Annotated in this window: 24 protein-coding genes; 13 read left to right on the top strand and 11 right to left on the bottom strand. The window is 71.9% G+C overall.

What is annotated here, in order from left to right:
• Nucleotides 1-12 precede the first annotated feature (12 nt).
• The gene (locus AC3WRT_RS02425) at nucleotides 13-219 is read right to left on the bottom strand and encodes an alpha/beta fold hydrolase (RefSeq protein WP_492718713.1); all 207 of its coding nucleotides are present in this window, start codon (nucleotides 217-219) and stop codon (nucleotides 13-15) included.
• A gap of 144 nt (nucleotides 220-363) precedes the next feature.
• Here AC3WRT_RS02425 and AC3WRT_RS02420 point away from each other — a divergent pair, with 144 nt between their 5' ends.
• Entirely contained in the window at nucleotides 364-690 is a 327-nt protein-coding gene (locus AC3WRT_RS02420; protein ID WP_492718711.1) for a DUF952 domain-containing protein, read from the top strand.
• 241 nt (nucleotides 691-931) lie between these two features.
• Here AC3WRT_RS02420 and arfB read toward each other — a convergent pair whose 3' ends face one another.
• The 3 genes from arfB to AC3WRT_RS02405 are packed head-to-tail and all read right to left on the bottom strand — an operon-like array spanning nucleotide 932 to nucleotide 3381.
• The gene (gene arfB / locus AC3WRT_RS02415; RefSeq protein ID WP_492718709.1) at nucleotides 932-1387 is read right to left on the bottom strand and encodes an alternative ribosome rescue aminoacyl-tRNA hydrolase ArfB; all 456 of its coding nucleotides are present in this window, start codon (nucleotides 1385-1387) and stop codon (nucleotides 932-934) included.
• Nucleotides 1388-1435: 48 nt separating this feature from the next.
• Nucleotides 1436-2212, bottom strand: a complete 777-nt coding sequence (locus AC3WRT_RS02410) for an SDR family NAD(P)-dependent oxidoreductase (RefSeq protein ID WP_492718707.1) — start codon at nucleotides 2210-2212, stop codon at nucleotides 1436-1438.
• A 23-nt stretch (nucleotides 2213-2235) separates the two neighbouring features.
• A complete protein-coding gene (locus AC3WRT_RS02405; RefSeq protein ID WP_492718703.1) occupies nucleotides 2236-3381 on the bottom strand; it encodes an acyl-CoA dehydrogenase family protein in 1146 nt (381 codons plus the stop codon).
• A gap of 120 nt (nucleotides 3382-3501) precedes the next feature.
• Between AC3WRT_RS02405 and AC3WRT_RS02400 the strand changes: the two genes are divergently transcribed.
• The gene (locus tag AC3WRT_RS02400; protein WP_492718701.1) at nucleotides 3502-4773 is read left to right on the top strand and encodes an MFS transporter; all 1272 of its coding nucleotides are present in this window, start codon (nucleotides 3502-3504) and stop codon (nucleotides 4771-4773) included.
• A 4-nt stretch (nucleotides 4774-4777) separates the two neighbouring features.
• Here AC3WRT_RS02400 and AC3WRT_RS02395 read toward each other — a convergent pair whose 3' ends face one another.
• The 4 genes from AC3WRT_RS02395 to AC3WRT_RS02380 are packed head-to-tail and all read right to left on the bottom strand — an operon-like array spanning nucleotide 4778 to nucleotide 7872.
• Entirely contained in the window at nucleotides 4778-5851 is a 1074-nt protein-coding gene (locus tag AC3WRT_RS02395) for an ABC transporter ATP-binding protein (protein WP_492718698.1), read from the bottom strand.
• Complete coding sequence (locus AC3WRT_RS02390; protein ID WP_492718696.1) at nucleotides 5848-6633, bottom strand: ABC transporter permease; 786 nt, start codon at nucleotides 6631-6633, stop codon at nucleotides 5848-5850. Before AC3WRT_RS02390 ends, AC3WRT_RS02395 begins: the two co-directional genes overlap by 4 nt.
• 37 nt (nucleotides 6634-6670) lie before the next feature.
• Nucleotides 6671-7480, bottom strand: coding sequence for a molybdate ABC transporter substrate-binding protein (modA, locus tag AC3WRT_RS02385; protein ID WP_492718693.1), 810 nt, complete (start codon nucleotides 7478-7480; stop codon nucleotides 6671-6673).
• The gene (locus tag AC3WRT_RS02380) at nucleotides 7477-7872 is read right to left on the bottom strand and encodes a TOBE domain-containing protein (RefSeq protein ID WP_492718690.1); all 396 of its coding nucleotides are present in this window, start codon (nucleotides 7870-7872) and stop codon (nucleotides 7477-7479) included. Before AC3WRT_RS02380 ends, modA begins: the two co-directional genes overlap by 4 nt.
• Before the next feature lie 154 nt (nucleotides 7873-8026).
• On the opposite strand from AC3WRT_RS02380, the gene AC3WRT_RS02375 reads away from it, so the two are divergent.
• Genes AC3WRT_RS02375 through AC3WRT_RS02365 form a run of 3 tightly spaced genes read left to right on the top strand, consistent with a single transcriptional unit; the run spans nucleotide 8027 to nucleotide 9347 of the window.
• On the top strand, nucleotides 8027-8410 hold the full coding sequence (locus tag AC3WRT_RS02375) for an ArsR/SmtB family transcription factor (protein ID WP_492718686.1): 384 nt from the start codon (nucleotides 8027-8029) through the stop codon (nucleotides 8408-8410).
• Complete coding sequence (locus AC3WRT_RS02370) at nucleotides 8407-8904, top strand: SRPBCC family protein (protein ID WP_492718683.1); 498 nt, start codon at nucleotides 8407-8409, stop codon at nucleotides 8902-8904. The genes AC3WRT_RS02375 and AC3WRT_RS02370 overlap by 4 nt, the downstream gene beginning before the upstream one ends.
• A gap of 2 nt (nucleotides 8905-8906) precedes the next feature.
• Nucleotides 8907-9347, top strand: a complete 441-nt coding sequence (locus AC3WRT_RS02365; protein ID WP_492718680.1) for a VOC family protein — start codon at nucleotides 8907-8909, stop codon at nucleotides 9345-9347.
• Between the two features lie 86 nt (nucleotides 9348-9433).
• Here the strand turns inward: AC3WRT_RS02365 and AC3WRT_RS02360 are convergent, their stop codons facing one another.
• Nucleotides 9434-10966 carry a S53 family peptidase gene (locus AC3WRT_RS02360; protein ID WP_492718678.1) on the bottom strand — a complete coding sequence of 511 codons (1533 nt, stop codon included), beginning with the start codon at nucleotides 10964-10966 and terminating at the stop codon, nucleotides 9434-9436.
• A gap of 334 nt (nucleotides 10967-11300) precedes the next feature.
• Here AC3WRT_RS02360 and gabT point away from each other — a divergent pair, with 334 nt between their 5' ends.
• On the top strand, nucleotides 11301-12638 hold the full coding sequence (gene gabT, locus AC3WRT_RS02355) for a 4-aminobutyrate--2-oxoglutarate transaminase (RefSeq protein ID WP_492718675.1): 1338 nt from the start codon (nucleotides 11301-11303) through the stop codon (nucleotides 12636-12638).
• 231 nt (nucleotides 12639-12869) lie between these two features.
• Entirely contained in the window at nucleotides 12870-13778 is a 909-nt protein-coding gene (locus AC3WRT_RS02350) for a type IV toxin-antitoxin system AbiEi family antitoxin domain-containing protein (protein WP_492718673.1), read from the top strand.
• A 95-nt stretch (nucleotides 13779-13873) separates the two neighbouring features.
• On the opposite strand, the gene AC3WRT_RS02345 is transcribed toward AC3WRT_RS02350, so the two are convergent.
• Together AC3WRT_RS02345 and AC3WRT_RS02340 are read right to left on the bottom strand one after the other, a co-directional pair.
• Nucleotides 13874-14698, bottom strand: coding sequence for an SGNH/GDSL hydrolase family protein (locus AC3WRT_RS02345; protein WP_492718670.1), 825 nt, complete (start codon nucleotides 14696-14698; stop codon nucleotides 13874-13876).
• Complete coding sequence (locus AC3WRT_RS02340) at nucleotides 14695-15372, bottom strand: uracil-DNA glycosylase (RefSeq protein WP_492718668.1); 678 nt, start codon at nucleotides 15370-15372, stop codon at nucleotides 14695-14697. The genes AC3WRT_RS02345 and AC3WRT_RS02340 overlap by 4 nt, the downstream gene beginning before the upstream one ends.
• Before the next feature lie 111 nt (nucleotides 15373-15483).
• Between AC3WRT_RS02340 and AC3WRT_RS02335 the strand changes: the two genes are divergently transcribed.
• The 6 genes from AC3WRT_RS02335 (at nucleotide 15484) to AC3WRT_RS02310 (ending at nucleotide 20789) form a co-directional block, all read left to right on the top strand.
• Nucleotides 15484-16662 (top strand): N-acetylglucosamine-6-phosphate deacetylase, encoded by a 1179-nt coding sequence (locus tag AC3WRT_RS02335; RefSeq protein ID WP_492718666.1) that lies wholly within the window; start codon nucleotides 15484-15486, stop codon nucleotides 16660-16662.
• Nucleotides 16663-16671: 9 nt separating this feature from the next.
• Entirely contained in the window at nucleotides 16672-17319 is a 648-nt protein-coding gene (locus tag AC3WRT_RS02330; RefSeq protein WP_492718663.1) for an HAD family hydrolase, read from the top strand.
• Nucleotides 17320-17375: 56 nt separating this feature from the next.
• Nucleotides 17376-18737, top strand: a complete 1362-nt coding sequence (locus AC3WRT_RS02325; RefSeq protein ID WP_492718658.1) for a pyridoxal phosphate-dependent decarboxylase family protein — start codon at nucleotides 17376-17378, stop codon at nucleotides 18735-18737.
• Nucleotides 18738-18854: 117 nt separating this feature from the next.
• Nucleotides 18855-19154, top strand: coding sequence for a nucleoid-associated protein NapA (napA, locus tag AC3WRT_RS02320; RefSeq protein WP_492718655.1), 300 nt, complete (start codon nucleotides 18855-18857; stop codon nucleotides 19152-19154).
• 91 nt (nucleotides 19155-19245) lie between these two features.
• Nucleotides 19246-19710, top strand: a complete 465-nt coding sequence (locus AC3WRT_RS02315) for a GNAT family N-acetyltransferase (RefSeq protein ID WP_492718653.1) — start codon at nucleotides 19246-19248, stop codon at nucleotides 19708-19710.
• Nucleotides 19707-20789 carry a P1 family peptidase gene (locus AC3WRT_RS02310; RefSeq protein ID WP_492718651.1) on the top strand — a complete coding sequence of 361 codons (1083 nt, stop codon included), beginning with the start codon at nucleotides 19707-19709 and terminating at the stop codon, nucleotides 20787-20789. The genes AC3WRT_RS02315 and AC3WRT_RS02310 overlap by 4 nt, the downstream gene beginning before the upstream one ends.
• Nucleotides 20790-20797: the final 8 nt, after the last annotated feature.

Here is a 20797-nt window from a genome sequence, read left to right as displayed (position 1 = left end):
GCCGCCGCCGAGCTAGTGCTCGACGAGGGTCACGCGGTCGATGCCGAGGCGGTCGAGGAGGTGGGTCCAGTTCTCGTGCGAGCCGAGGAGGCCGTGGATGAACAGGATGGCCGATCCCTCGCCGGTGTCGACGTAGGAGAGGTCGTGGCCGTTGAGCATCGCCACGCTGGCCGGGTAGCTCAGCTCGGTGTCCCCTTCCGGTCCCTGGGTCGTGGTCATGGTCCGCCCCTCCTGGCATGCGTGCGACCCGGCGACGCCTCCCGCGACGGTCCACACCTCCAGCGTCCCTCCACCGGCGGCCGGGGGACGCTGCCTGAGACACAGGTCACCGGCCCGCGGGCGTCGTTGGTAACGTCGCGCCGCATGATCTACCACCTGGCCGAGCAGGCCCACTGGCAGCGGGCGCTGGCCGAGGGCAGCTACACCCGCTCGACGCGCGGACGCTCCCTGGCCGAGGAGGGTTTCATCCACGCCTCCTCGGCCGAGCAGTGGCCGGTCGTGCGGTCCCGCTTCTACGCCGACGTCGCCGACCCGCTCGTGCTGCTCCACGTCGACGAGTCACGGCTGGGCGCGCCCGTCGTGCACGAGGTCGGCGACCCGGCCACCGGTGAGACCTTCCCGCACGTCTACGGCCCCATCGACGTGGACGCCGTCGTCGGCACGACCGTCCTCCACCCTCCGCACGGCTGACACTCACCCCGAGGGCGTATGCCGGGGACGCGCGGAGCGCTCCCCCCTCCACCGTCGAGAGGCCAGGATCTGTGCGTCCTCCACCGTCGAGAGGCCAGGATCTGTGCGTCCTCCACCGTCGAGAGGCCACGATCTGTGCGTCCTCCACCGTCGAAGGGCCACGATCTGTGGCCCCCTCCGCCGTCGACGGCCACGATCTGTGGACTCGCGCACGTCGAGGGGGCACAGTTCGCGCTTCCCGTCACTTCGGCTGGACGCGGCCCCGGCCCGACTTCACCTGCGAGCGGCGCTTCTTGCCCTCGATCCGCCGGCGCTGCGACCCGCGCGTCGGCTTCGTCGCGCGGCGATCCGGCGGCGGGGGAGCGAGACCCTCGCGCAGCAGGTCGGCGAGGCGCTGACGGGCGGCCGCGCGGTTGCGCAGCTGGGAGCGGTGCTCCGACGCCACCACGGTGATCCGGCCCCCGACGATCCGTCCGGCCAGGGCGCTGACGAGGCGCTCCCGTTGGGCCGCCGTCAGCGCCGTGGAGGTCTCCGGGACGAAGCCGAGCTCGACCCGGCTGTCGGTCGTGTTGACGCCCTGACCGCCGGGGCCGGACGAGCGGCTGAACCGCTCGAGGAGCTCGGACGCGGGGATGACGAGGCCACGCCGCAGGCCGGGCCCGGCTGCGATCACGAGGTCGTCGCCGGGCTCGTTCATGTGGCCATCATCTCCCGGGCGCGGCCGCGACGGGGATGACCGCGTGACTCAGCGGGGCGGCATACGCAAGGCGCCGTCGAGGCGGATGACCTCGCCGTTGAGCATCGGGTTGTCGACGATGTGGCGCACCAGGTTCGCGTACTCCTCGGGGCGACCGAGGCGCGACGGGTGCGGCACCTGCCTCTCGAGGACCTCCTTGACCTCGCTCGGCAGGCCGGCGAGCATCGGCGTCTCGAAGGTGCCGGGAGCGATCGTCATGACGCGAATCGCCTTGTCCGCCAAGTCGCGTGCGGCCGACAGGGTGAGGCCGACGATGCCGCCCTTGCTCGCGGCGTAGGCCGCCTGCCCGATCTGCCCGTCGAAGGCGGCGATGCTGGCGGTGTTGACGATGACGCCGCGGTCGCCCTCGACGGGCTCATTGCCGAGCATCGCCGCGGCGGCGAGGCGAAGGACGTTGAAGGAGCCGACGAGGTTGATGTCGATCACCGTCTTGAACGTCTCGAGGGCCAGTGGGCCGCCACGTCCGATGACCCGGCCGGGGGTGGCGACGCCCGCGCAGTTGACGGCGATGCGCAGCTCGCCGAGCTGGGTCGCGCGGTCGATCGCAGCCTGGACCTGGGCCTCGTCGCGCACGTCCGCGGCGACGAAGGCGGCGCTGCCCTCCCGCTGGCCGTTCAGCTCGTCGACGAGCGCCGGTGCGGTCGAGCCCGCGAGGTCGAGGATGACGATGGTGGCGCCGTTGGCGGCGAGGCGGCGCGCGGTGGCGCCGCCGAGGCCCGAGCCGCCACCGGTGACGACGGCGACGGTGGACGAGTTCAGCTGCATGGCAAGCCTTTCGGGCAGTGGGGTCAGCGGTTGAGCAGGTGGCGCGAGATGACGACCCGCTGGATCTGGTTGGTGCCTTCGAAGATCTGCGTCACCTTGGCCTCGCGCAGGTAGCGCTCGAGCGGGAAGTCCTCGGTGTAGCCGGCCCCCCCGAGCACCTGCACGGCGTCGGTCGTGACGCGCATGGCCGCGTCGGTGGCGATGAGCTTGGCGACGGCGGCCTCCTTGCCGAAGCCGCGGCCGGCGTCCTTGAGCCGGGCCGCGTGCAGGTAGGTCGCGCGGGCCGCAGTGACGGCGGCCTCCATGTCGGCAAGGAGGAAGGCCAGGCCCTGGAAGTCGGCGATGCGGCGGCCGAACTGCTGGCGCTCCGTGGCGTAGTCGGCGGCGGCGTCGAGCGCTGCCTGCGCGAGCCCGGTGGCGGCCGCGGCGATGCCGAGGCGACCGGCGTCGAGGGCCGACAGGGCCATCTTCATGCCGTCGCCCTCGCTGCCGATGAGCCGGGCGCCATCCACGGGCACGCCGTCGAACATGACCTGCGCGACGGGGTCGCAGTGCAGGCCCATCTTGCGCTCCGGCTCGGCGAAGGCCAGGCCCGCGGCATCGCCGGGCACGATGAAGGTCGACAGGCCCTTGCCGCCGTCGTCGGAGGTGCGGGCGAAGGTCGTGTAGTAGTCGGCGTGGCCGGCGTGCGAGATCCACGCCTTGGTGCCCTTGAGCGACCAGCCGTTGACAGTGCGCGTGGCCCGGGTGGTCATCGAGGCGATGTCGGAGCCGGCGAGCGGCTCGGACAGGCAGTAGGCGCCGACCTGCTCGCCGGACAGCATCCCCGGCAGGAGGGCCTCCTGCTGCTCGCGGCTGCCGAACGTCGCGACGGGGTATGCCGTGAGGCTGTGGACGCTGACGCCCACCGCGACGCTCATCCAGACGGAGGCGATCTCCTCGACGACCTGGAGGTAGACCTCGTAGGGCTGGTCGGCGCCGCCGAACTCCTCCGGGTAGGGCAGCGACAGCAGGCCGGCCCGCCCGAGGGTGCGGAAGGTCTCGGCGGGGAAGGTGCGGGCCCGCTCGGCGTCGTCGACCTTCGGGGCGAGGTCCTTGCGGCAGATCTCGCGGGTGAGCTCGATCAGGTCGGTGGCTTCGTCGGAGGGCATCAGCCTCGTCGCTGGCATGCTCAGATACTAGGACGTCCGAGCATTCTGTCCAAAGTGTGAGATGAGCGCGGCGGCCACGGCGGCGCCGGCCTCGAAAAGTGCGAGACGCGGCCCGACTCGGCGCCCTACCGTCGGCTCGTGCTCACCCTCCTGCGGCGACCGCTGCGTGAAGCGGACGCGACGTCCACGTTCTACGCGCTGACGGCTGTCGCGGCCCTCGCCTTCGCCATGTGCTTCACGCTCAACCTGGTCTTCCAGTACCGCGTCATCGGCCTCGACCCCTTCCAGATGGTCCTCGTCGGCACGGTGCTCGAGGCGACCTGCTTCCTCTTCGAGGTGCCGACCGGGATCGTCGCCGATCTCTACAGCCGCCGGGTGTCGGTCATCATCGGGTTCTTCCTCGTCGGGGCCGGCTTCGCGATCGAGGGGGTTGTCGCGACCTTCGCGGCCGCGGTCGTCGCCAACGTCGTCTGGGGCATCGGCTACACCTTCACCTCCGGCGCCCTGCAGGCGTGGATCACCGACGAGGTGGGCGAGGAGGACGTCGCGCCCGTCTTCCGGCGCGAGACCCAGCTCGACCTCACGTTCAGCATCGTCGGCACGCTCGCTGCCGGCGCGCTTGGGCTCGTGGCCCTGCGCGTTCCCGTCATCACGGCCGGGGCGATCCTCGTGCTCCTCGCGGTCTGGCTGGTGGTCGTCATGCCCGAACGTCACTTCCACCCGACGCCGCGAGGTGATCGCGAGACCTTCGGTCACATGAGGGACCAGCTGGTCGCCGGCCTGCGGATCGCCCGGGGGCGGCGCGTGCTGCGGGTCTTCCTACTGGTGAGCCTGCTGTCCGGGCTGGCGAGCGAGGTCTTCGACCGGCTGTGGCAGGTGCGGATGCTCGACGTCTTCGAGATGCCGGCCGTCTTCGGCGGCGACGAGGCGGTCGCCTTCACCGCCTTCGCGCTCGTCGGGACGATGCTGTCGCTCGCCGCGTCGCTGGCGAGCGGACGCTGGCTCCCGCGGCGGATCCTCGACGGGAGCCCCGGCCTGCCCGTGGCGCTCGCCGCCCTGGCCCAGGTGCTCGCGGTCGTGGGCGTGGCGCTGCTCGGCAACCTCTGGCTCGCGCTCGTCTGCGTGTGGATGCGGGGCGCCGCGATGGCATTCAGCGCGCCGATCGAGGCGACGTGGGTCAACCGGAACCTGGAGGGGCCGACGCGCGCCACGGTCTTGTCGATGAACAGCCAGGCCAACGCGATCGGCCAGGTCGCGGGCGGCCCGCCCCTTGGCGCCCTCGCCACCCGCACGTCGATCCCGGTCGCCCTCCTCGTCGGTGCGGTCGTGCAGGCCCCCTCGGTCATCGCCTTCTTCCGGGTCCGCCGCACCTCCGGCGCGCCGACGCCGCCCGCGACCGTCGACGCGTAGGACGTCAGCGCGGGTAGGTGCGCACCTCGGTGGCCTTGACGGCGGCCCAGATCTGCTGCCCGACCTGGAGGCCCAGAGCCGTGACCGACTCGAGCGTCACCTCGGCTGTCAGCGGCACGTCACCGGCGAGGCCCACGCGCGCCGACTGTCCCTGCATCGTCACCGAGGCGATCCGCGTGTGCCACGTGTTGCGGGGCGAGCCCTCCGGCTCGTGCTGGTGCAGGGAGACGGCGCTCGGCGGGAACGTCGCCCACACCGCCCCCTCCGTCGGGCTGGTGGTGACGAGGAGCCCACCATCGCCGGTGTGCACGTGGCCGTGCGTGTCGCCCTGTGCGGCATACAGGTTCAGTCCGACGACGGTCCCGACGTAGGCGCTGCGCGGCTCCCGGAGGACCTCTGCCGGAGTTCCGAACTGGCTGACCCGGCCGTCCTCCACGAAGACGAGGTGGTCGGCGAGCGTCAGCGCGTCGAGGGGGTCGTGCGTCACGAGCACCGTCACGCCGTCGTAGGCCGCCAACCGGGCCGACAGGTCGCTCCGGGTCCGCGCGCGCGTGTCCGGGTCGAGGGCTGCGAGTGGCTCGTCGAGCAGCAGCAGCGCCGGGTCGGTCGCGAGGGCACGAGCCAGAGCGACGCGAGCCTGCTGGCCCGACGAGAGCTCCGCCGGACGCGACCCCGCGCGGTCCGCGAGCCCGACCCGCTCGAGCTCGGTGCGCGCCCGCTCACGTGCCCGGTGACGGTCGGTGCCGCGGCTGCGGGGCCCGTAGGCGACGTTGTCGACGGCGCTGAGGTGGGGGAAGAGGAGGCTGTCGGCGAGCATGAGCCCCACGGCGCGCTGCTCTGGTGGCCGCCGCCGACGTCCGTCGTCCCAGACGTCGCCGCCGACGCGGATGTGGCCCTCGGCGAGGGGCAGCACGCCGGCGAGGGCGAGCACCGTCGTCGTCTTGCCGCCGCCGTTGGGACCCAGCATGCCGATGACCTGGCCCGGCTGTGCGCGAAGTGCGACGTCGACCTCGATCGGTCCGCGGGAGAGTCGGACTCGTGCCTCGAGCCCTGCCTGTTCGGGCTTCGGGCGGCTCACCGGAGCCACCGGCCTCGCAGCGCTCCGAGCACGAGCACGCTGACCGCGAGCAGCATGATGCTGATCGAGATCGCCACCTGCGGGTCGCGCTCCAGCTCGACGTAGACCAGCAGGGGCAGGGTCTGGGTGCGGCCCTGGAAGTTGCCCGCGAAGGTGATGGTGGCCCCGAACTCTCCCAGCGCGCGCGCCCAGGCGAGCGCCAGGCCGCTGGCGATGCCGGGCAGCACGAGCGGGATCCCGACCGTGCGAAGGTAGCGCAGGTCGCCGGCTCCCAGCGTCCGGGCCACGGACTCGAGCCGGGGGTCGAGGCCGCGCATCGCACCCTCGACGGCGAGCACGTAGTAGGGCATCGCGACGAACGTCTCTGCCAGCACCACGGCGACCGTCGTGAACGGGATCTGGATGCCGAGGGGCGTCAGGTACTGCCCGAGGACCCCGTTGCGCCCCCACGTCATGAGCAGCGCCACGCCGCCCACGACGGGCGGGAGCACGAGCGGCACGGTCAGCAGGGCCCGTGCCCAGCTGGTGGCCGGGTGGTTCGCGCGCGCCAGCAGCCAGGCCAGGGGCGTGCCGAGGAGTAGGCACAGCATCGCCGTGACCGAGGTTGTCGTCAGCGAGAGGCGCAGTGCCGGAAGGACGGTCGGTGTCGCGAGGTCCGACGGGATGCGCGCCCAGTCAGCCCGCAGCAGCAGGGCGACGAGCGGGACGACGAGCAGCAGCAGGGCGAGCGCCGCCGGCACGCCGAGGGTGACCCGCGAACGCCACGAGACGGCATACCTCATGCTTGGTCACCTCTCCTCTGGCTGTGTGGCGAGGCGCTCAGGGCGCGCCGAAGCCGAACGACCGCATGGTGGCCTGGCCCTTGGCGCTCTGGAGGTAGGCGACGAAGGCTCTCGTCGCCGCATCCTCGGACAGGGTGATCACGGGATAGGAGAGGCTCGTGTTGCGCTGCGCCGGGATCAGCACGCCCGCGACGGTGTCCTTCGCGGCCACGACGTCGGAGTGGTAGACGACGGCCGCATCGGCCTCGCCGAGCTTGACCTTGGCGAGCGTCGCCTTGACGTCGACCTCCTTGCTGACGACGTTGGGCACGACGCGAGCCTTCGCGAACGTGGCTTGGGCGGCCTTGCCGCAGGGCACGGTGTCGGCGCACAGGACGACCTTCACGGCCGGCTTCGCGAGGTCGTCGATCGACCTGACTGCGCCGGGATTGCTTGGTGGCACGGCGATCTCGAGGACGTTGGTGGCGAAGGTCCTCGTGTCCTTGACCATGCTGTGGTCGAGCGGCGCGGCGGCGGCGGTGCCGGCGAGGGCAACCACCGAGGCGGGTGCGCCGTTGTCGACCTGCTGGACGATCGTGGCGCTGGAGCCGTAGGACGTCTCGACGGTGACGCCTGGGTTGGCGGCCTCGAAGTCCTTCTTCAGCTGGTCGAACGACTCGGTGAGCGAGGCGGCGGCCAGCACGGTCACGGTGCCCTTCAGCGACGTCGGTGAGCCGCCGGACGCCTGCGCGCCTTCGCTCGCGGACGGGGCGGCGCTGCCGCAGGAGCCGAGGAGCAGGACGGTGACGGTGGCGAGCGTCGCTGGGAGGGTCCGGCGTCCCAAGCCCGCGGGCGAGAGGGTGCTCACGCAGGCACCTCCACGACGACGTGGGTCGACTTCACGCTGGCGACGGCGACCGAGCCGACCTCCAGCGCGAGGTCGTCTACGGATTCGCTCGACAACAGCGACACGATGCGGAAGGGGCCGCACTGCAGCTCGACCTTGGCCATGACGGTGTCGCGGGTGATCGCGGTGACGATGCCGCGCATCCGGTTGCGAGCCGAGGCAGCGCCGATCGTGCCCACCACGGCGGGATGCGCGAGTTCTTGCGCCACCGCGGCGAGCTGGGCGCCGTCGACCGTGCGCCGGCCGACGTCGTCGGAGCCGCCGGCAAGGCGGCCGGAGTCGACCATGCGCCGGACCGTGTCGTCGGAGACGCCGAGCAAAGCGGCAGCCTCAGTGATGCGCAGATGCGGCATAGATGCGACCGTACACCCGCAGATGCGCCAGCACTGCGCCGAATGGAGAGAGCGATGCGTTGCGACGAAGTGCTCTTTCGATGGGGGAGGGGTTGACGGAACGCCTGGCCCGGCGTCTAATCAATACGTTGGTTGATAAAGGAGCTCGTTGTCAATGATCCTCTCGCCCGTCTCGGATGCAGACCTCGACCGCGCCTTCGCGGCCCTGGCCGACCCCGTCCGGCGCGCCATCATCGCCCGCCTCAGCAGGGGCGCCGCGACCGTCAACGAGCTCGCCGAACCGTTCGAGATCAGCAAGCAGGCCGTCAGCAAGCACATCCAGGTGCTCGAGCAGGCGGGCCTCGTCAGTCGGACCCGTGACGCGCAGCGCCGCCCGGTCCACCTCGAGTCGGCGCGACTGGAGGCGATGACGGCCTGGATCGACCGCTACCGCCTTCTTGCCGAGCAGCGCTTCCGGGCGCTCGACGCCGTGCTCGAACGCAGCACCCGCACCGCAGTTCCCGCACCACACAGCACCGAACAGGAGCACCAGTCATGACCAACCCACTCAACCTCGACATCCCCGCTGGCGTCCCGTGGATCGACTTCACGCGCGAGTTCGACGCCCCGGTCGACGCCGTCTTCAATGCCCATCGTGACCCCGAGCTCGTCCGCCAGTGGCTCGGCCCGCGGGGCTATGAGATGCAGATCGAGCGCTGGGACTTCACGTCCGGCGGCGGCTACCGCTACACGCACCGCGACGGCGACAACGTCTACGGCTTCCGCGGCACGTTCCACACGGTGCGCGACAACGACCTCGCCATCCAGACCTTCGAGTTCGAGGGCGCGCCCGACGAGGTCGCCATCGAGTTCATGCGCTTCGTCGACCTCGGAGACGGGCGGTGCCGGCTCGAGGGCCGCAGCGTCGGCCGCACGGTCGAGGGCCGCGACATGATGGTGCAGAGCGGGATGGAGAAGGGCATGGCGGAGGGCTACGAGCGACTGGACGAGCTCGTCGCCCAGCCGGCCGCCGCCGGGACCGGGCAGGCCTGACGGTGGACTGGACCCTCGAGGTCGTCATCGTCCCGGTCAGCGACCTGGACGCCGGGATCGCCTTCTACCGCGACCGGGTCGGCTTCCACCTCGACCACAACACCCACAACGAGCACATGCACGTCGCCCAGCTGACGCCACGAGGTTCTGGCTGCTCGATCGTCATCGGCGACCTGCCCTCGCAGCAGGCCATGGCGCCGGGCTCGCTGCACGGGATCCAGCTCGTCGTGGCCGATGCCGAGGCGGCCCGGGCCGAGCTCGTCGGCCGTGGGGTCGAGTGCTCCGAAGTCCAGGTCATCGACCCGCGAGACGGTGGCACCTTCTTCGGCTTCTCCGACCCGGACGGCAACTCGTGGGCGGTCCAGCAGATCTCCGCTCGCGCCGACAAGCCGCTCATCCCGCACGAGGCTCGCGACCGCTTCGGTGAGGGCGTCGAGGTCTGATCACCGGCCGGGGAAGGCGCCCAGTGGACGGGGGGAAGTGCCCACTCGACCATCGAGTGGGCACTTCCCCCCACACGAGCCGGGGTTCAGTGGCCGTGCACTGCCTGGACGAGGTCGGGCAGTAGCACCCCCGCGTTCGGTGTGCCGAGACCGGTCACCGGGTCCCAGCCAGTGGTTGCCGGGTATCCGGGGATGCCGGGCTCAGCCGTGTTGTTGCCCAGCGTCACGTCGTGGAAGTCCGCGGCATACCGGGTGGGGTCGGCCCCGATCCGGTAGAGGCCGGGGTTGATCAGGCCCAGGCCGCCGCCGTTGATCTGGTCCGCGATGGCGACGAGCCCGGCCCACTCAGGGGACGACAGGGACGTGCCGCCGATGTCGTACCACCCGGTGCTGCAGGGTGTGTTCCCGCAGAGGAGCCCGCTCGTTCCGTCCGGGGGGAGTGAGAGGTAGACGAGCGCCCCGGTGCCTGCGCTGGCCTGCAGGGCGATGTCGGGAACGCCGCGCTTGGCGCCGATCGACGTGCTGCCGGCCGGCAGGGTCGCCTGGTAGGCCGGCGTGTCGAAGACGTGGCTGAAGCCACCGCCCGAGAAGGTCCAACCGATTTCGGCGACGCCCGGGTTCACCTGACACTTTGCCGGGGGGTGGATGCGGTCGGTGATGCGACCAGCAGTCGATTGGGCATCGGTGCACAGATAGGTGCCGCCCACGCCGGTCACGAGCGGGTCGGAGGCCGGCCACCCCACGGTCGGGTAGGGGATGAGAGCACCTCCGGTGCCCACAGGCTGCTTCTTGCCGTTCGCGCTGCCGTCGTCACCCGACGACGCGAGCACCGTCACGCCGCTCCGGGCTGCCGAGACGAACGCGTGCCGCAGGTTGAGCAGGGACTGGGTGCTGCCGAAGGCTTCCTCGGCCGAGCCGAAGCTCTGCGAGATGACATTCGCCAGATGGTGGTCGACGACGTACTGCTCGGCCGCCATCATCTGCGGGAAGCCTTGGACGCCGAGGGTCTCGGAGTTCGGGGTGGTGACGAGCAGTATGTTGGCGCCGGGGGCCATGGAGTGAGCCGTCTCGACATCGAGCGCGACCTCGAGCGCCCATGCCGACTTGTCCTGCAGGCCGGTCCCCTTGCTGGTCGAGGGAGGCGCCTTGGTGGCCGGACTGCCCTGGAGGTGCAGTTCGCTGAAGGTCGGCATGCCGGCGGCGCAGCGCACCCCCTCTTCGCCGCACATCGCGGGAAGCCCGAACGCCTGGTCGTAGACGTGCAGATCGTGCGCCATCGTGTCGCTGCCGTGCGAGTCGACCACGGCGATCGTCATGCCGCGGCCGTCGAGGTGTCGGTCGATGAGGCCCTGCACGTTGTAGGCCGCGCGGGTCGACGTCGGCGTGAAGCACCGCCGTCCTGCGGAGTAGCACTGGGCCTCCGTCGGCGGAGTCGTCGAAGTCGAGACCTGGAAGTAGTCCGACACGGTCGGATGCAGGCCCTGCGCAGAGGTGGCCGTCCCGCCGGTCGACGCCGGTGCGGCGCTGACCGATGCGACTGCGCCGCTCGTGGCGGCGCCGAGGGTGGCGAGCGCCAGGGCGCTGATGGCCGCCACGGCCCTCGGTTGTTTGTGGATCATGGTTGCTCCAAGCTCCCCGAGTGGATGTGATCTGCGGATCGAATCCTTCGGCTGACCGGCAGCAGGAGTACTGCGTCGACAGTCACCCCACAGCGAACCGCTGACGCACTGAGACCGCCGCTCGTCGTCGGAATTCGGTGCACATTCACAGGTTGCTGTCAGGAACGGCATCGCTCGCCCTGCGCTGAAGCCGGCAGTTCGGGGCATGCAATCAGTGCCTAGAGCGGCACCGCACGACGGTATGCGTGCTGCTGTAAGCCGCAAAGGACGGAATGCGTCGTGGGCGAAGGGGTTGGGCTCGTCCTCTGGCCGACGGCGCGGCATACTGACCGCCATGAGCAACGTCCCACAACAGCGGCTCCTCCAGACCGCGATCCCCGGCCCGAAATCCACCGCGCTGCACGCGCGCAAGACGGCCGCAGTGTCCGCCGGTGTCTCAACCGGCCTGCCGGTCTACGTGGAACGCGCGGGTGGCGGGATCCTCGTCGACGTCGACGGCAACCAGCTCATCGACTTCGGCTCCGGCATCGCCGTGACGACCGTCGGCAACGCCGCCCCGCGCGTCGTCGACCGCGTCACCGCCCAGGTGCAGGACTTCACCCACACCTGCTTCATGGTGACCCCCTACGAGGAGTACCTCGAGGTGGCCGAGGCGCTCAACGACCTGACGCCCGGCGACCACGAGAAGCGCACCGCGCTCTTCAACTCCGGTGCCGAGGCCGTCGAGAACGCCGTCAAGGTCGCGCGCCACTACACCGGCCGCAACGCCGTCGTCGCCTTCGACCATGCCTACCACGGCCGCACCAACCTGACCATGGCGCTGACCGCCAAGAACATGCCCTACAAGCACAAGTTCGGGCCGTTCGCCGGCGAGGTCTACCGCGCGCCGATGAGCTACCCCTTCCGCTGGCCGGGCGGCCCCGCCGACTGTGCGAAGGAGTCGTTCGACGTCTTCGTGCAGCAGGTGCACGCACAGGTCGGTGAGGCCAACCTCGCCGCCGTCATCCTCGAGCCGATCCAGGGCGAGGGTGGATTCATCGTGCCCGCACCGGGATTCGTCAAGCAGGTGGCCGAGTGGTGCCGCGAGAACGGCATCGTCTTCATCGCCGACGAGGTGCAGAGCGGCTTCTGCCGCACCGGCGACTGGTTCGCCAGCGAGCACGAGGACGTCGTGCCCGATCTCATCACGACGGCCAAGGGCATGGCCGGCGGGCTGCCGCTCGCCGGAGTCACCGGCCGCGCGGAGATGATGGACGCCGTGCACGGCGGTGGCCTCGGCGGCACCTACGGCGGCAACCCCGTCGCCTGCGCCTCTGCGCTCGGCGCCATCGAGACGATGAAGGAGGAGGACCTCTGCGGCCGCGCGAAGCAGGTCGAGGCCCTCTTCGTCCCGCGCCTCAAGGCGCTCGCCGAGAGGTATCCGCAGATCGGCGACATCCGCGGCCGCGGCGCCATGCTGGCCGTCGAGCTCGTCAACGGCCCGGGCGATCTCACCCCGAACGCTGCCCTGACCGGGGCCGTCAACCAGGCCTGCCACGCCGAGGGCCTCGTGACCCTGACGTGCGGCACCTACGGCAACGTCTTCCGCTTCCTGCCGCCCCTGGTCGCGGGTGACGACCTGCTCTCGGAGGGCCTCGACATCTTCGAGAAGGCGTTCGCCGCCTCCGTCTGAGACCCGACCGACCCGATCACGTATGCCGTCCCGCGCCGCCCGCGGGACGGCATACGCCCGCTCCGGCCGGGACGGATGACGGGACGGTTCGGGGTCTCTCACGGGGGATGGCCGCCTCCGCGCCCTGCATCCCGTCGGTCGTCCCGCCTGCGCCAGGTGCGGTCCTGTGGATGACGCGCTCGGCGAACGGCTGGAGGCGGCGACTCTGGAGCCGTGCGGGAGGAACGTTCGGTGGCCGTTGCCGTGGAGAGGCTGGGGGGTGTGTGCACGTGGCGCGAGCTGCGTCGGTCGGTCCCGTGGCGCGCCATCGGACCCGCCGTGGCGGCTGGGCAGGTGCTGCGGCACGGGCACGGCGTCTATGCGCTTCCGAACGCTGCGGCTGCTGAAGTGGTGGCGCTGCGGCTCCATGCCGTGGTGTCGCACCGCAGTGCCGCCCTGCACTGGGGGTGGAAGGTCAAGGCGGTGCCGGCACATCCCGACATCACGATCCCGTCCAACCGCAAGCTGCGAGAGAGCCAGCGGGGGCTGGCGACGCTCCACTGGCGCTCCCTGCCGGCGTCCGACGTGGCCGACGGTGTGACGTCGCGACCGCGCACCGTCATCGACTGCTGTCTCGACCTGCCGTTCGACGAGGCGCTCTCCGTCTTCGACTCGGCGTTGCGCTCGGGACTGCGGAGGCGCGAGGTCACCGGGCTCGCGATGGCGCTGGGTCCGCGCCAGCGGGCACGCGTGCTCAAAGTCGCCCGGCACGCGGACTCTCGAGCGGCCAACCCCTTCGAGTCGGTGCTTCGCGCCATCGCGCTCGACGTGCCCGGCCTGTCGGTCGAGCCGCAGGTGCGACTGCGCTACGACGGCGTGTACGCGCGGGTCGACCTGGCGGACGAGTCGCTGCAGATCGTCGCCGAGGCCGACAGTCACGAGTTCCACACCGAGCGAAGCGCCTTCGCGCGCGACTGCCGACGCTACGACGAGCTCACGGTGCGTGACTGGATCGTCCTGCGCTTCACGTGGGAGCAGGTGATGTTCGACGCCGACTGGGTGCGCGGCATGCTGGCTGCAGCCGTCGAGCTCCGCCGCCGTGGACGTGCCCGCGACCGGGGACGGATGACGGGACGAACACGGATGGCCGAGGCGGTGTGAGCGAGGAGCGCTCCCAAACGTCCCGTCATCTGTCCCGAGCGGGCGTATGCCGTGTCGCTGACCCAGCGTGACGGCGTACCACAGCTCGGGGTGGGTCAGGTCGGGTCGAGCGGGGTCACGTCGGGGCGCTTGGCCTGGCGGTGGTCGCCCGACGAGCGGCCGGTGAGGCGGCGGTGGACCCACGGGCCGACGTACTCCTTGGCCCACTGCGCGTTGGCCTGCAGGGCCTCACGGCGCCCGATCGGCGGGGCGGGCTCCAGGGGTGTGGCCCAGTCGGTCTCGGCCGGTGTGTGCCCGAGCGCCTCGAGCGCGGCGAGCGAGACGCGGCGGTGGCCCTCGGTGGTCATGTGGATGCGGTCCTCGGACCACATCCGCCAGTCGCGGAGGGCGGGCAGGCCCCACTGGTCGATGACGTGCGCACCGTTGCGGCGGGCGATGCTCCAGATGTTGGCCGTGTGGATCGCGGCCCGACCGCGGGTGGCCTTGACGAGCGGCGCGTCGGCCGGGTCGACGGGTGTCGCCATGAGCACGTCGGCGCCGGTCGCGCGGATGCGGGCGACGGCAGCCTCGAGACGGGCGGCGAGGCCGTCGAGGTCGGCCTTGGGGCGCAGGATGTCGTTGCCGCCGCCGACGATGCTGACGAGGTCCGGCTGCAGCGAGAGGGCGTCCTCGAGCTGCGGGCCGACGACGTCGGCGAGCTTGCGCCCACGGACGGCGAGGTTGGCATAGCCGAAGTCGAGACCCTCGGCGTGCGCGATCTCGGACAGGTGTGAAGCCAGCCGGTCGGCCCAGCCGGCGAACTCACCGTCGTGGCCGAAGGCCGGGTCGTCGTCGCACATGCCCTCGGTGAACGAGTCACCGATCGCGACGAAGCGGGTCCAGACCGTGGGGCCGGAGCCGTCGGGGTTGGGCTGGGTCATGTCAGCCTCCAGTCGATGGGTGGGGCGCCCTGCTGGGCGAGGAGGTCGTTGGTGCGGCTGAAGGGCCGCGAGCCGAAGAAGCCGGAGCGGGCCGACAGCGGCGACGGGTGCGCCGACTCGATGCGCGGGACGTCGCCGAGCATCGGGCCGAGCGACTGCGCCTGGCGTCCCCAGAGGATCGCGACGAGCGGACCGCCGCGGTGCGCGAGGGCCGAGATCGCTTGGGCCGTAATGGTTTCCCAACCCTTACCCTGATGGCTGGCCGACGCGCCGGGGCGCACGGTCAGCACCCGGTTGAGCAGCATGACGCCGCGCTCGAACCACGGCGTCAGGTCTCCGTGCCCGGGCGTCGGCAGGCTCAGGTCGGTACCGAGCTCCTGGTAGATGTTCTGGAGCGACCGCGGGACCGGCCGCACGTCCGGCGCCACGCTGAAGCTCAGGCCGACGGGATGGCCGGGCGTCGGGTAGGGGTCCTGCCCGACGACCAGCACCCGGACATCGGGCAGCGGCAGGGAGAAGGCTCGTAGCACGTGGTCGCCGGCCGGGAGGTAGCCACGGCCGGCCGCGACCTCGGCACGCAGGAACTCGCCCATCGCGGTGACGGTGTCGGCCACCGGCTCGAGCGCCGGGACCCACGTCGGGTGCACGAGGTCGGCGAGGGGTCGGGCTGGCACGGCCACACGCTACCCCCGGGCGCCCAGCCGGTTCGAGGTGATCCCGCCATCGACGCCGCTCCCGCGATCACCTCGACCCGGCAGGCGCGGCATACGACAGAATCGGGCTCGATGAACCTCACACTGCGCGGCCCCGCCCTGGTCGACGAAACCGTGCTCCCCGACGTGCTCGTCCACGTCGTCGACCAGCGGATCGCGGCAGTCACCCCCCTGGTCGCCGGCACCGAGCCGCCGCCCGGCGCCGATGCGGCCGAGCGGGTGAGCGGGACGATGGTGCCGGCCTACGTCGACATCCACTGCCACGGCGGCGGGGGAGCGGCGTTCACCGACCTGCGCGACGACGCGGCGGCAGCGGCCGCCGAGCACCACCACGCCCACGGGTCGACGAGCCTGCTCGCGAGTCTGGTCACCATGACGCCGCGAGACCTCGAGCGTGGCGTCGCGATGCTGGCCGAGCTCGCCGACGACGGGATCGTCGACGGCATCCACCTCGAGGGCCCGTGGCTCGCTGCGGCTCGCTGCGGCGCCCATGACGCCACGCTGCTGCGTGACCCGTCGCTGGCGGAGGTCGAGCGCCTCATCGCGCTCGGTCGCGGGCACCTCCGCCAGGTGACGCTGGCCCCCGAGCGCGACCACGGCATCGACCTCGTCCGGTGGCTCACGTCGGCCGGCATCCATGCCGCGGTGGGCCACACGACGGCGACCTACGCCCAGGTCGAGGAGGCCGTCGCTGCGGGGGCCGACCTGGGCACCCACCTCTTCAACGGGATGGACCCGTGGCACCACCGACAGCCGGGCGCCGTTGCGGCACTGCTGCGCTCGGCCGCCCGGGGCCGCGTCACGGTCGAGCTCATCGCCGACGGCGTGCACCTGGCAGACGACACCGTGCGCACCGTCCTCGACCTCGTGGGCGCCGACCACGTCGCGTTCGTGTCCGACGCGATGGCCGCGGCCGGCGTCGGCGACGGCGCGTACGTCCTCGGCGGGCTCTCCGTCGTCGTCGACCGGGGTGTGGCCCGTCTGGCGCCTGCCGGCGCAGGCGCGGGCCCTGGCTCGATCGCCGGCGGCACCAGCCACGTCGCCGACATCGTCGCGCGAGCGGTGGCTGGCGGCACACCGCTGGCGTATGCCGTCCGCCCCGCCACGCGCACCCCTGCCCGCGCGGTCGGGCTGGCCGACCGCGGGTCGATCGCCCCCGGACAACGCGCGGACGTGGTGGTCCTGGACGCGGAGGCGCGCCCGACTCGCGTGATGAGACGTGGACGGTGGCTGGACGCGGGGCTGTCCTAGGCTCGGCCGGTGACTTCTCCGCGCTGGTCCACCGCCGTCTTCGACCTCGACGGCACGCTGGCCGACACGATCAACCTCATCGTCGAGTCCTACCAGCACGCGTTCCGCACGATCCTGGGTCACGAGGAGGACCCGGCCGTGATCCGCTCGTGGATCGGCCGGCCCCTCATCGGCGCCTTCCGCGACCACACACCCGAGCGCGCCGACGAGCTGTACGCGACCTACCTCCAGTGGAACGCCGACAACACCGAGCGGCTGATCCGCGGCTACGACGGCGTCCGCGAGGTCCTCGCCGACCTGCGCAGCGCCGGCTTGCGCGTCGGGGTCGCGACCTCCAAGCGGCGTGAGTCGGCGGAGCAGGCGATGGACATCCTGGGCCTCAGCGAGCACGTCGAGGTGCTGGTCGCGATGGAGGACACCGACCGGCACAAGCCCGACCCCACGCCCCTGCTGCTCGCCCTCGACCGCCTGGGCAGCGGCTCGAACGACGCCGTCTACGTCGGGGACGCCGTCGTCGACGTGCTTGCCGGCAAGGCGGCCGGCATGGACACCGTCGCCGTCACCTGGGGCGCCGGGACGCCGGAGGCCTTGCACGAGGTGCGCCCCACCGCCGTCGTCGCGAGGGCCGACGACCTGCGCACCGCCCTGCTGGGCTGAGGCGGGCCCGGTTCCGGGAGTCGGAGGGAGGCCCGTACAGGGCCTAGCATCTGTGCGTGCACAGCTTCGACAAGGACGCCGACCACGTCGCCGTCGACAAGGTCCTCAGCTACGCCCGCGAGCGTCTGCTCATGCACCCGATCCCGCTCGACGGTGCGCAGACCGGGGACTACCTCCGGGCGGCCGCCGGCCAGACCATCACGCCGCAGGGCCTCGGCTCCACCCGGGCGATGGAGCTCTTCGAGCACACCCTCGCGCCGGCGTGCCTGTCGACCGACCACCCCCGCTACCTCTCCTTCATCCCGTGCGCACCGACGCAGGAGGCCGCGGCCTTCGACGTCGTCGTCGGCGCCTCGTCGATCTACGGCGGCTCGTGGATGGAGGGCGCCGGGGCCGTCTACGCCGAGAACCAGGCCCTGCGCTGGATCAGCGACCTCGCCGGGCTGCCCGAGTCGGCCGGCGGTGTCTTCGTCCCGGGCGGCACGGTGGGCAACCTGTCCGCACTCGTCGTGGCACGGCATACGGCCCGGGCGCGGGCGACGGAGGCGGGCACCGGTGCACGCCCCTGGCGCATCGCCGCCACCGACAACGCGCACTCGTCGGTCGTCTCGATGGCCGCGGTCATGGACGCCGAGGTCTGCGGGGTCCACGTCGACGAGAAGCTGCGCCTGACCGGCGCCGAACTGCGAAAGACTTTGCAGGAGAACGGTCCCGAGACGTTCTTCGCCGTCGTCGCGACGAGCGGCACGACGAACTTCGGCGTCGTGGACGACCTAGCCTCGGTGGCCGAGGTGTGCCGCGAGTTCGGCCTGTGGCTGCACGTCGACGGCGCCTACGGCGGCGCCGGTCTCGCGGCGCCCTCGGTGCGGCACCTCTTCAGCGGCATCGAGCACGCCGACTCGTTCATCGTCGACCCGCACAAGTGGCTCTTCGCGCCGTTCGACTGCTGCGCCCTGATCTACCGCGAGCCGGAGCTCGCCCGCATGGCGCACACGCAGGAGGCCGGCTACCTCGACGTCATCACCAAGTCGGCCGAGTGGAACCCGACCGACTACTCGATCGGCCTGACGCGCCGGGCCCGCGGCCTGCCGCTCTGGTACTCCCTGGCCGTGCACGGCACCGACGCCTACGTCGAGGCCATCGAGAAGACGCTCGAGGTGACGCGCTTCGCCGCCGACGAGATCGGGCGCCGTGACTACCTCGAGGCGGTGCGCGAACCGGACCTGTCGGTTGTCGTCTTCCGGCGCCTCGGCTGGTCGTCCGACGACTACCAGGCGTGGACGGACCGGCTGCTGGCCGAGGAGTTCGCGTTCGTCGTGCCGACGACCTTCCGCGGGGAGACGCTGACGCGGTTCGCGATCGTCAACCCCCACACGACGAAGCAGGACGTCAACGCCATCCTCGACACGATGGCCTGAGACCGCTCGCGCCGCGCCGACCCGGGCTGAATGACACCCCTGTCATTTGGGTCTAGGGTATGGGCGGAGCCAACGCAGCACCGCACGACCGCGACACCACCGCAGTGAGACGGGGACATGAGCACAGATCACGCCGCGGCGCAGCCGCACCGCCACGAGTCCGAGGACGGCCTCAGTGCGCGCGACCTCGAGATCCTGGCGTTCGAGCGCCAGTGGTGGAAGTACGCCGGGTCGAAGGAGCAGGCCATCAAGGAGCTCTTCGACATGAGCTCGACCCGCTACTACCAGGTGCTCAACGCGCTCCTCGACAGCCCGGCGGCCCTCGAGGCCGACCCGATGCTGATCAAGCGCCTGCGCCGGATGCGCACGAGCCGCCAGCGGGCGCGCACGACCCGCCGCCTCGGCATCAACGTCTGACCCTCCGCCTGCTGGCATCGCCTGGTGCCGGCGACCCGGCGCAGTTCCCCGGTTACGGCGCGGCCTCGGGCCCGCGTGGTTCACTTCCCTCATGGCCGAGGTGACCATCCGTCGCGCATCGGCTGACGACGCCCTCGTCGTCGCCGCCCTGCACCTGCAGTTCGCCCGCGAGCTGGGTATGCCGTCCGAGGCCGGCTACCTCGACCGTTTCGTCGACGCGTGGCTGGCCGAGCGGCCCGACCGCCCGACGTGGATCGCCGAGAGCCGCGGCGAACACGCGGGCATCCTCGAGACCCGCCGCATCCGGGCGCTGCCGTGGCCGGGTCGCAGGGACGTCTCGTGGCTGCAGGTCGGCGGGCTCTTCGTGACTCCCGGGTGCCGCGACCGCGGGGTCGGCCGGGCGCTGACCGAGGCGATGATCGAGTGGTCGCGCACGACCGACGTCAAGTGGATCAGACTCAACGCGCCGGACGACCGCGCGCAGGAGTTCTACGAGCGGCTCGGCTTCAGCTCGCCGGGGCGGCTCATGGAGTTCGACCTGAGAGACCCGCGGTGACCGAGCCGGCTGTCGCGCCGGTTCCGAGCCCGGCTCCCGGGCCCACGAACTCGCTCGTCGACGTCGCGGGCCTGCGCGTCGGCCACTGCACCCGCGACGAGCCCGGCTGGCTCACCGGCGTCACCGTGGTCCTCGCTCCTGACGGCGGTGCGGTCGCCGGCGTCGACGTGCGTGGCGGCGGCCCCGGCACCCGCGAGACCGACCTGCTCGACCCGCGCAACCTCGTGGATCGGGTCGACGCGATCGTCCTCGGCGGCGGGTCGGCGTTCGGGCTGGCCGCGGTCGACGGCGTCATGCAGGGGCTCGCGGACGACGGGATCGGCTGGCCGGTGGGCGACCCGGGTCACGTCGTGCCGATCGTGCCGGCTGCGATCCTCTTCGACCTGGGACGCGGCGGCGCCTGGGGCAACCGTCCGGGCGCGGAGGACGGGAGGGCGGCATACGCAAGCGCCTCGTCCTCCGCCGTGGCGCAGGGCTGCCTGGGAGCGGGGACGGGAGCGACGGTGGGGGGCCTCAAGGGCGGGATCGGCTCGGCGAGCGTCGTGCTGGCGTCCGGCACCACCGTCGCCGCGCTCGTGGCCGTCAACGCCGCCGGCTCGGCGGTCGACCCGGCCACCGGGATTCCGTATGCCGTGCGTCTCGGTCTCGGCGACGAGCTGGCCCGCGTCGGTCGGCCGAGTGCCGCCGAGCTCGAGGAGGCGCGCAGCCGGGCTGAGGCGCTGCCCATGAACGCCGGGGTGCCGGGCGTGGCCACGACGATCGGGGTCATCGCGACCGACGCCACGCTGACGAAGGCGCAGTGCCAGAAGGCGGCCGGCATCGGACACGACGGGCTGGCCCGGGCGCTGAAGCCGGTGCACACGCTCTTCGACGGCGACACCCTCTTCGGGCTCGCGACCGGCGAGCGCCCCGCCCCCGACCCGGTCGAGCAGGCGATCCTCATGGAGGCGGGCGCCGACTGCGTCGCACGGGCCATCGCCCACGCGCTGCTCGCCGCGACGTCGGTCGACCGCTCGGACGAGGGCGGCATCACCCTGCGGTCGTGGTCCGCCGCGTTCCCGTCCGCGCTGCCGGACTGAGCCCGCGC

This window comes from Terrabacter sp. FW104-15G4B (assembly GCF_058790095.1).
Note: the sequence above shows the minus strand (reverse complement) of the source record. Positions and strands in the feature narration are given on the sequence as shown.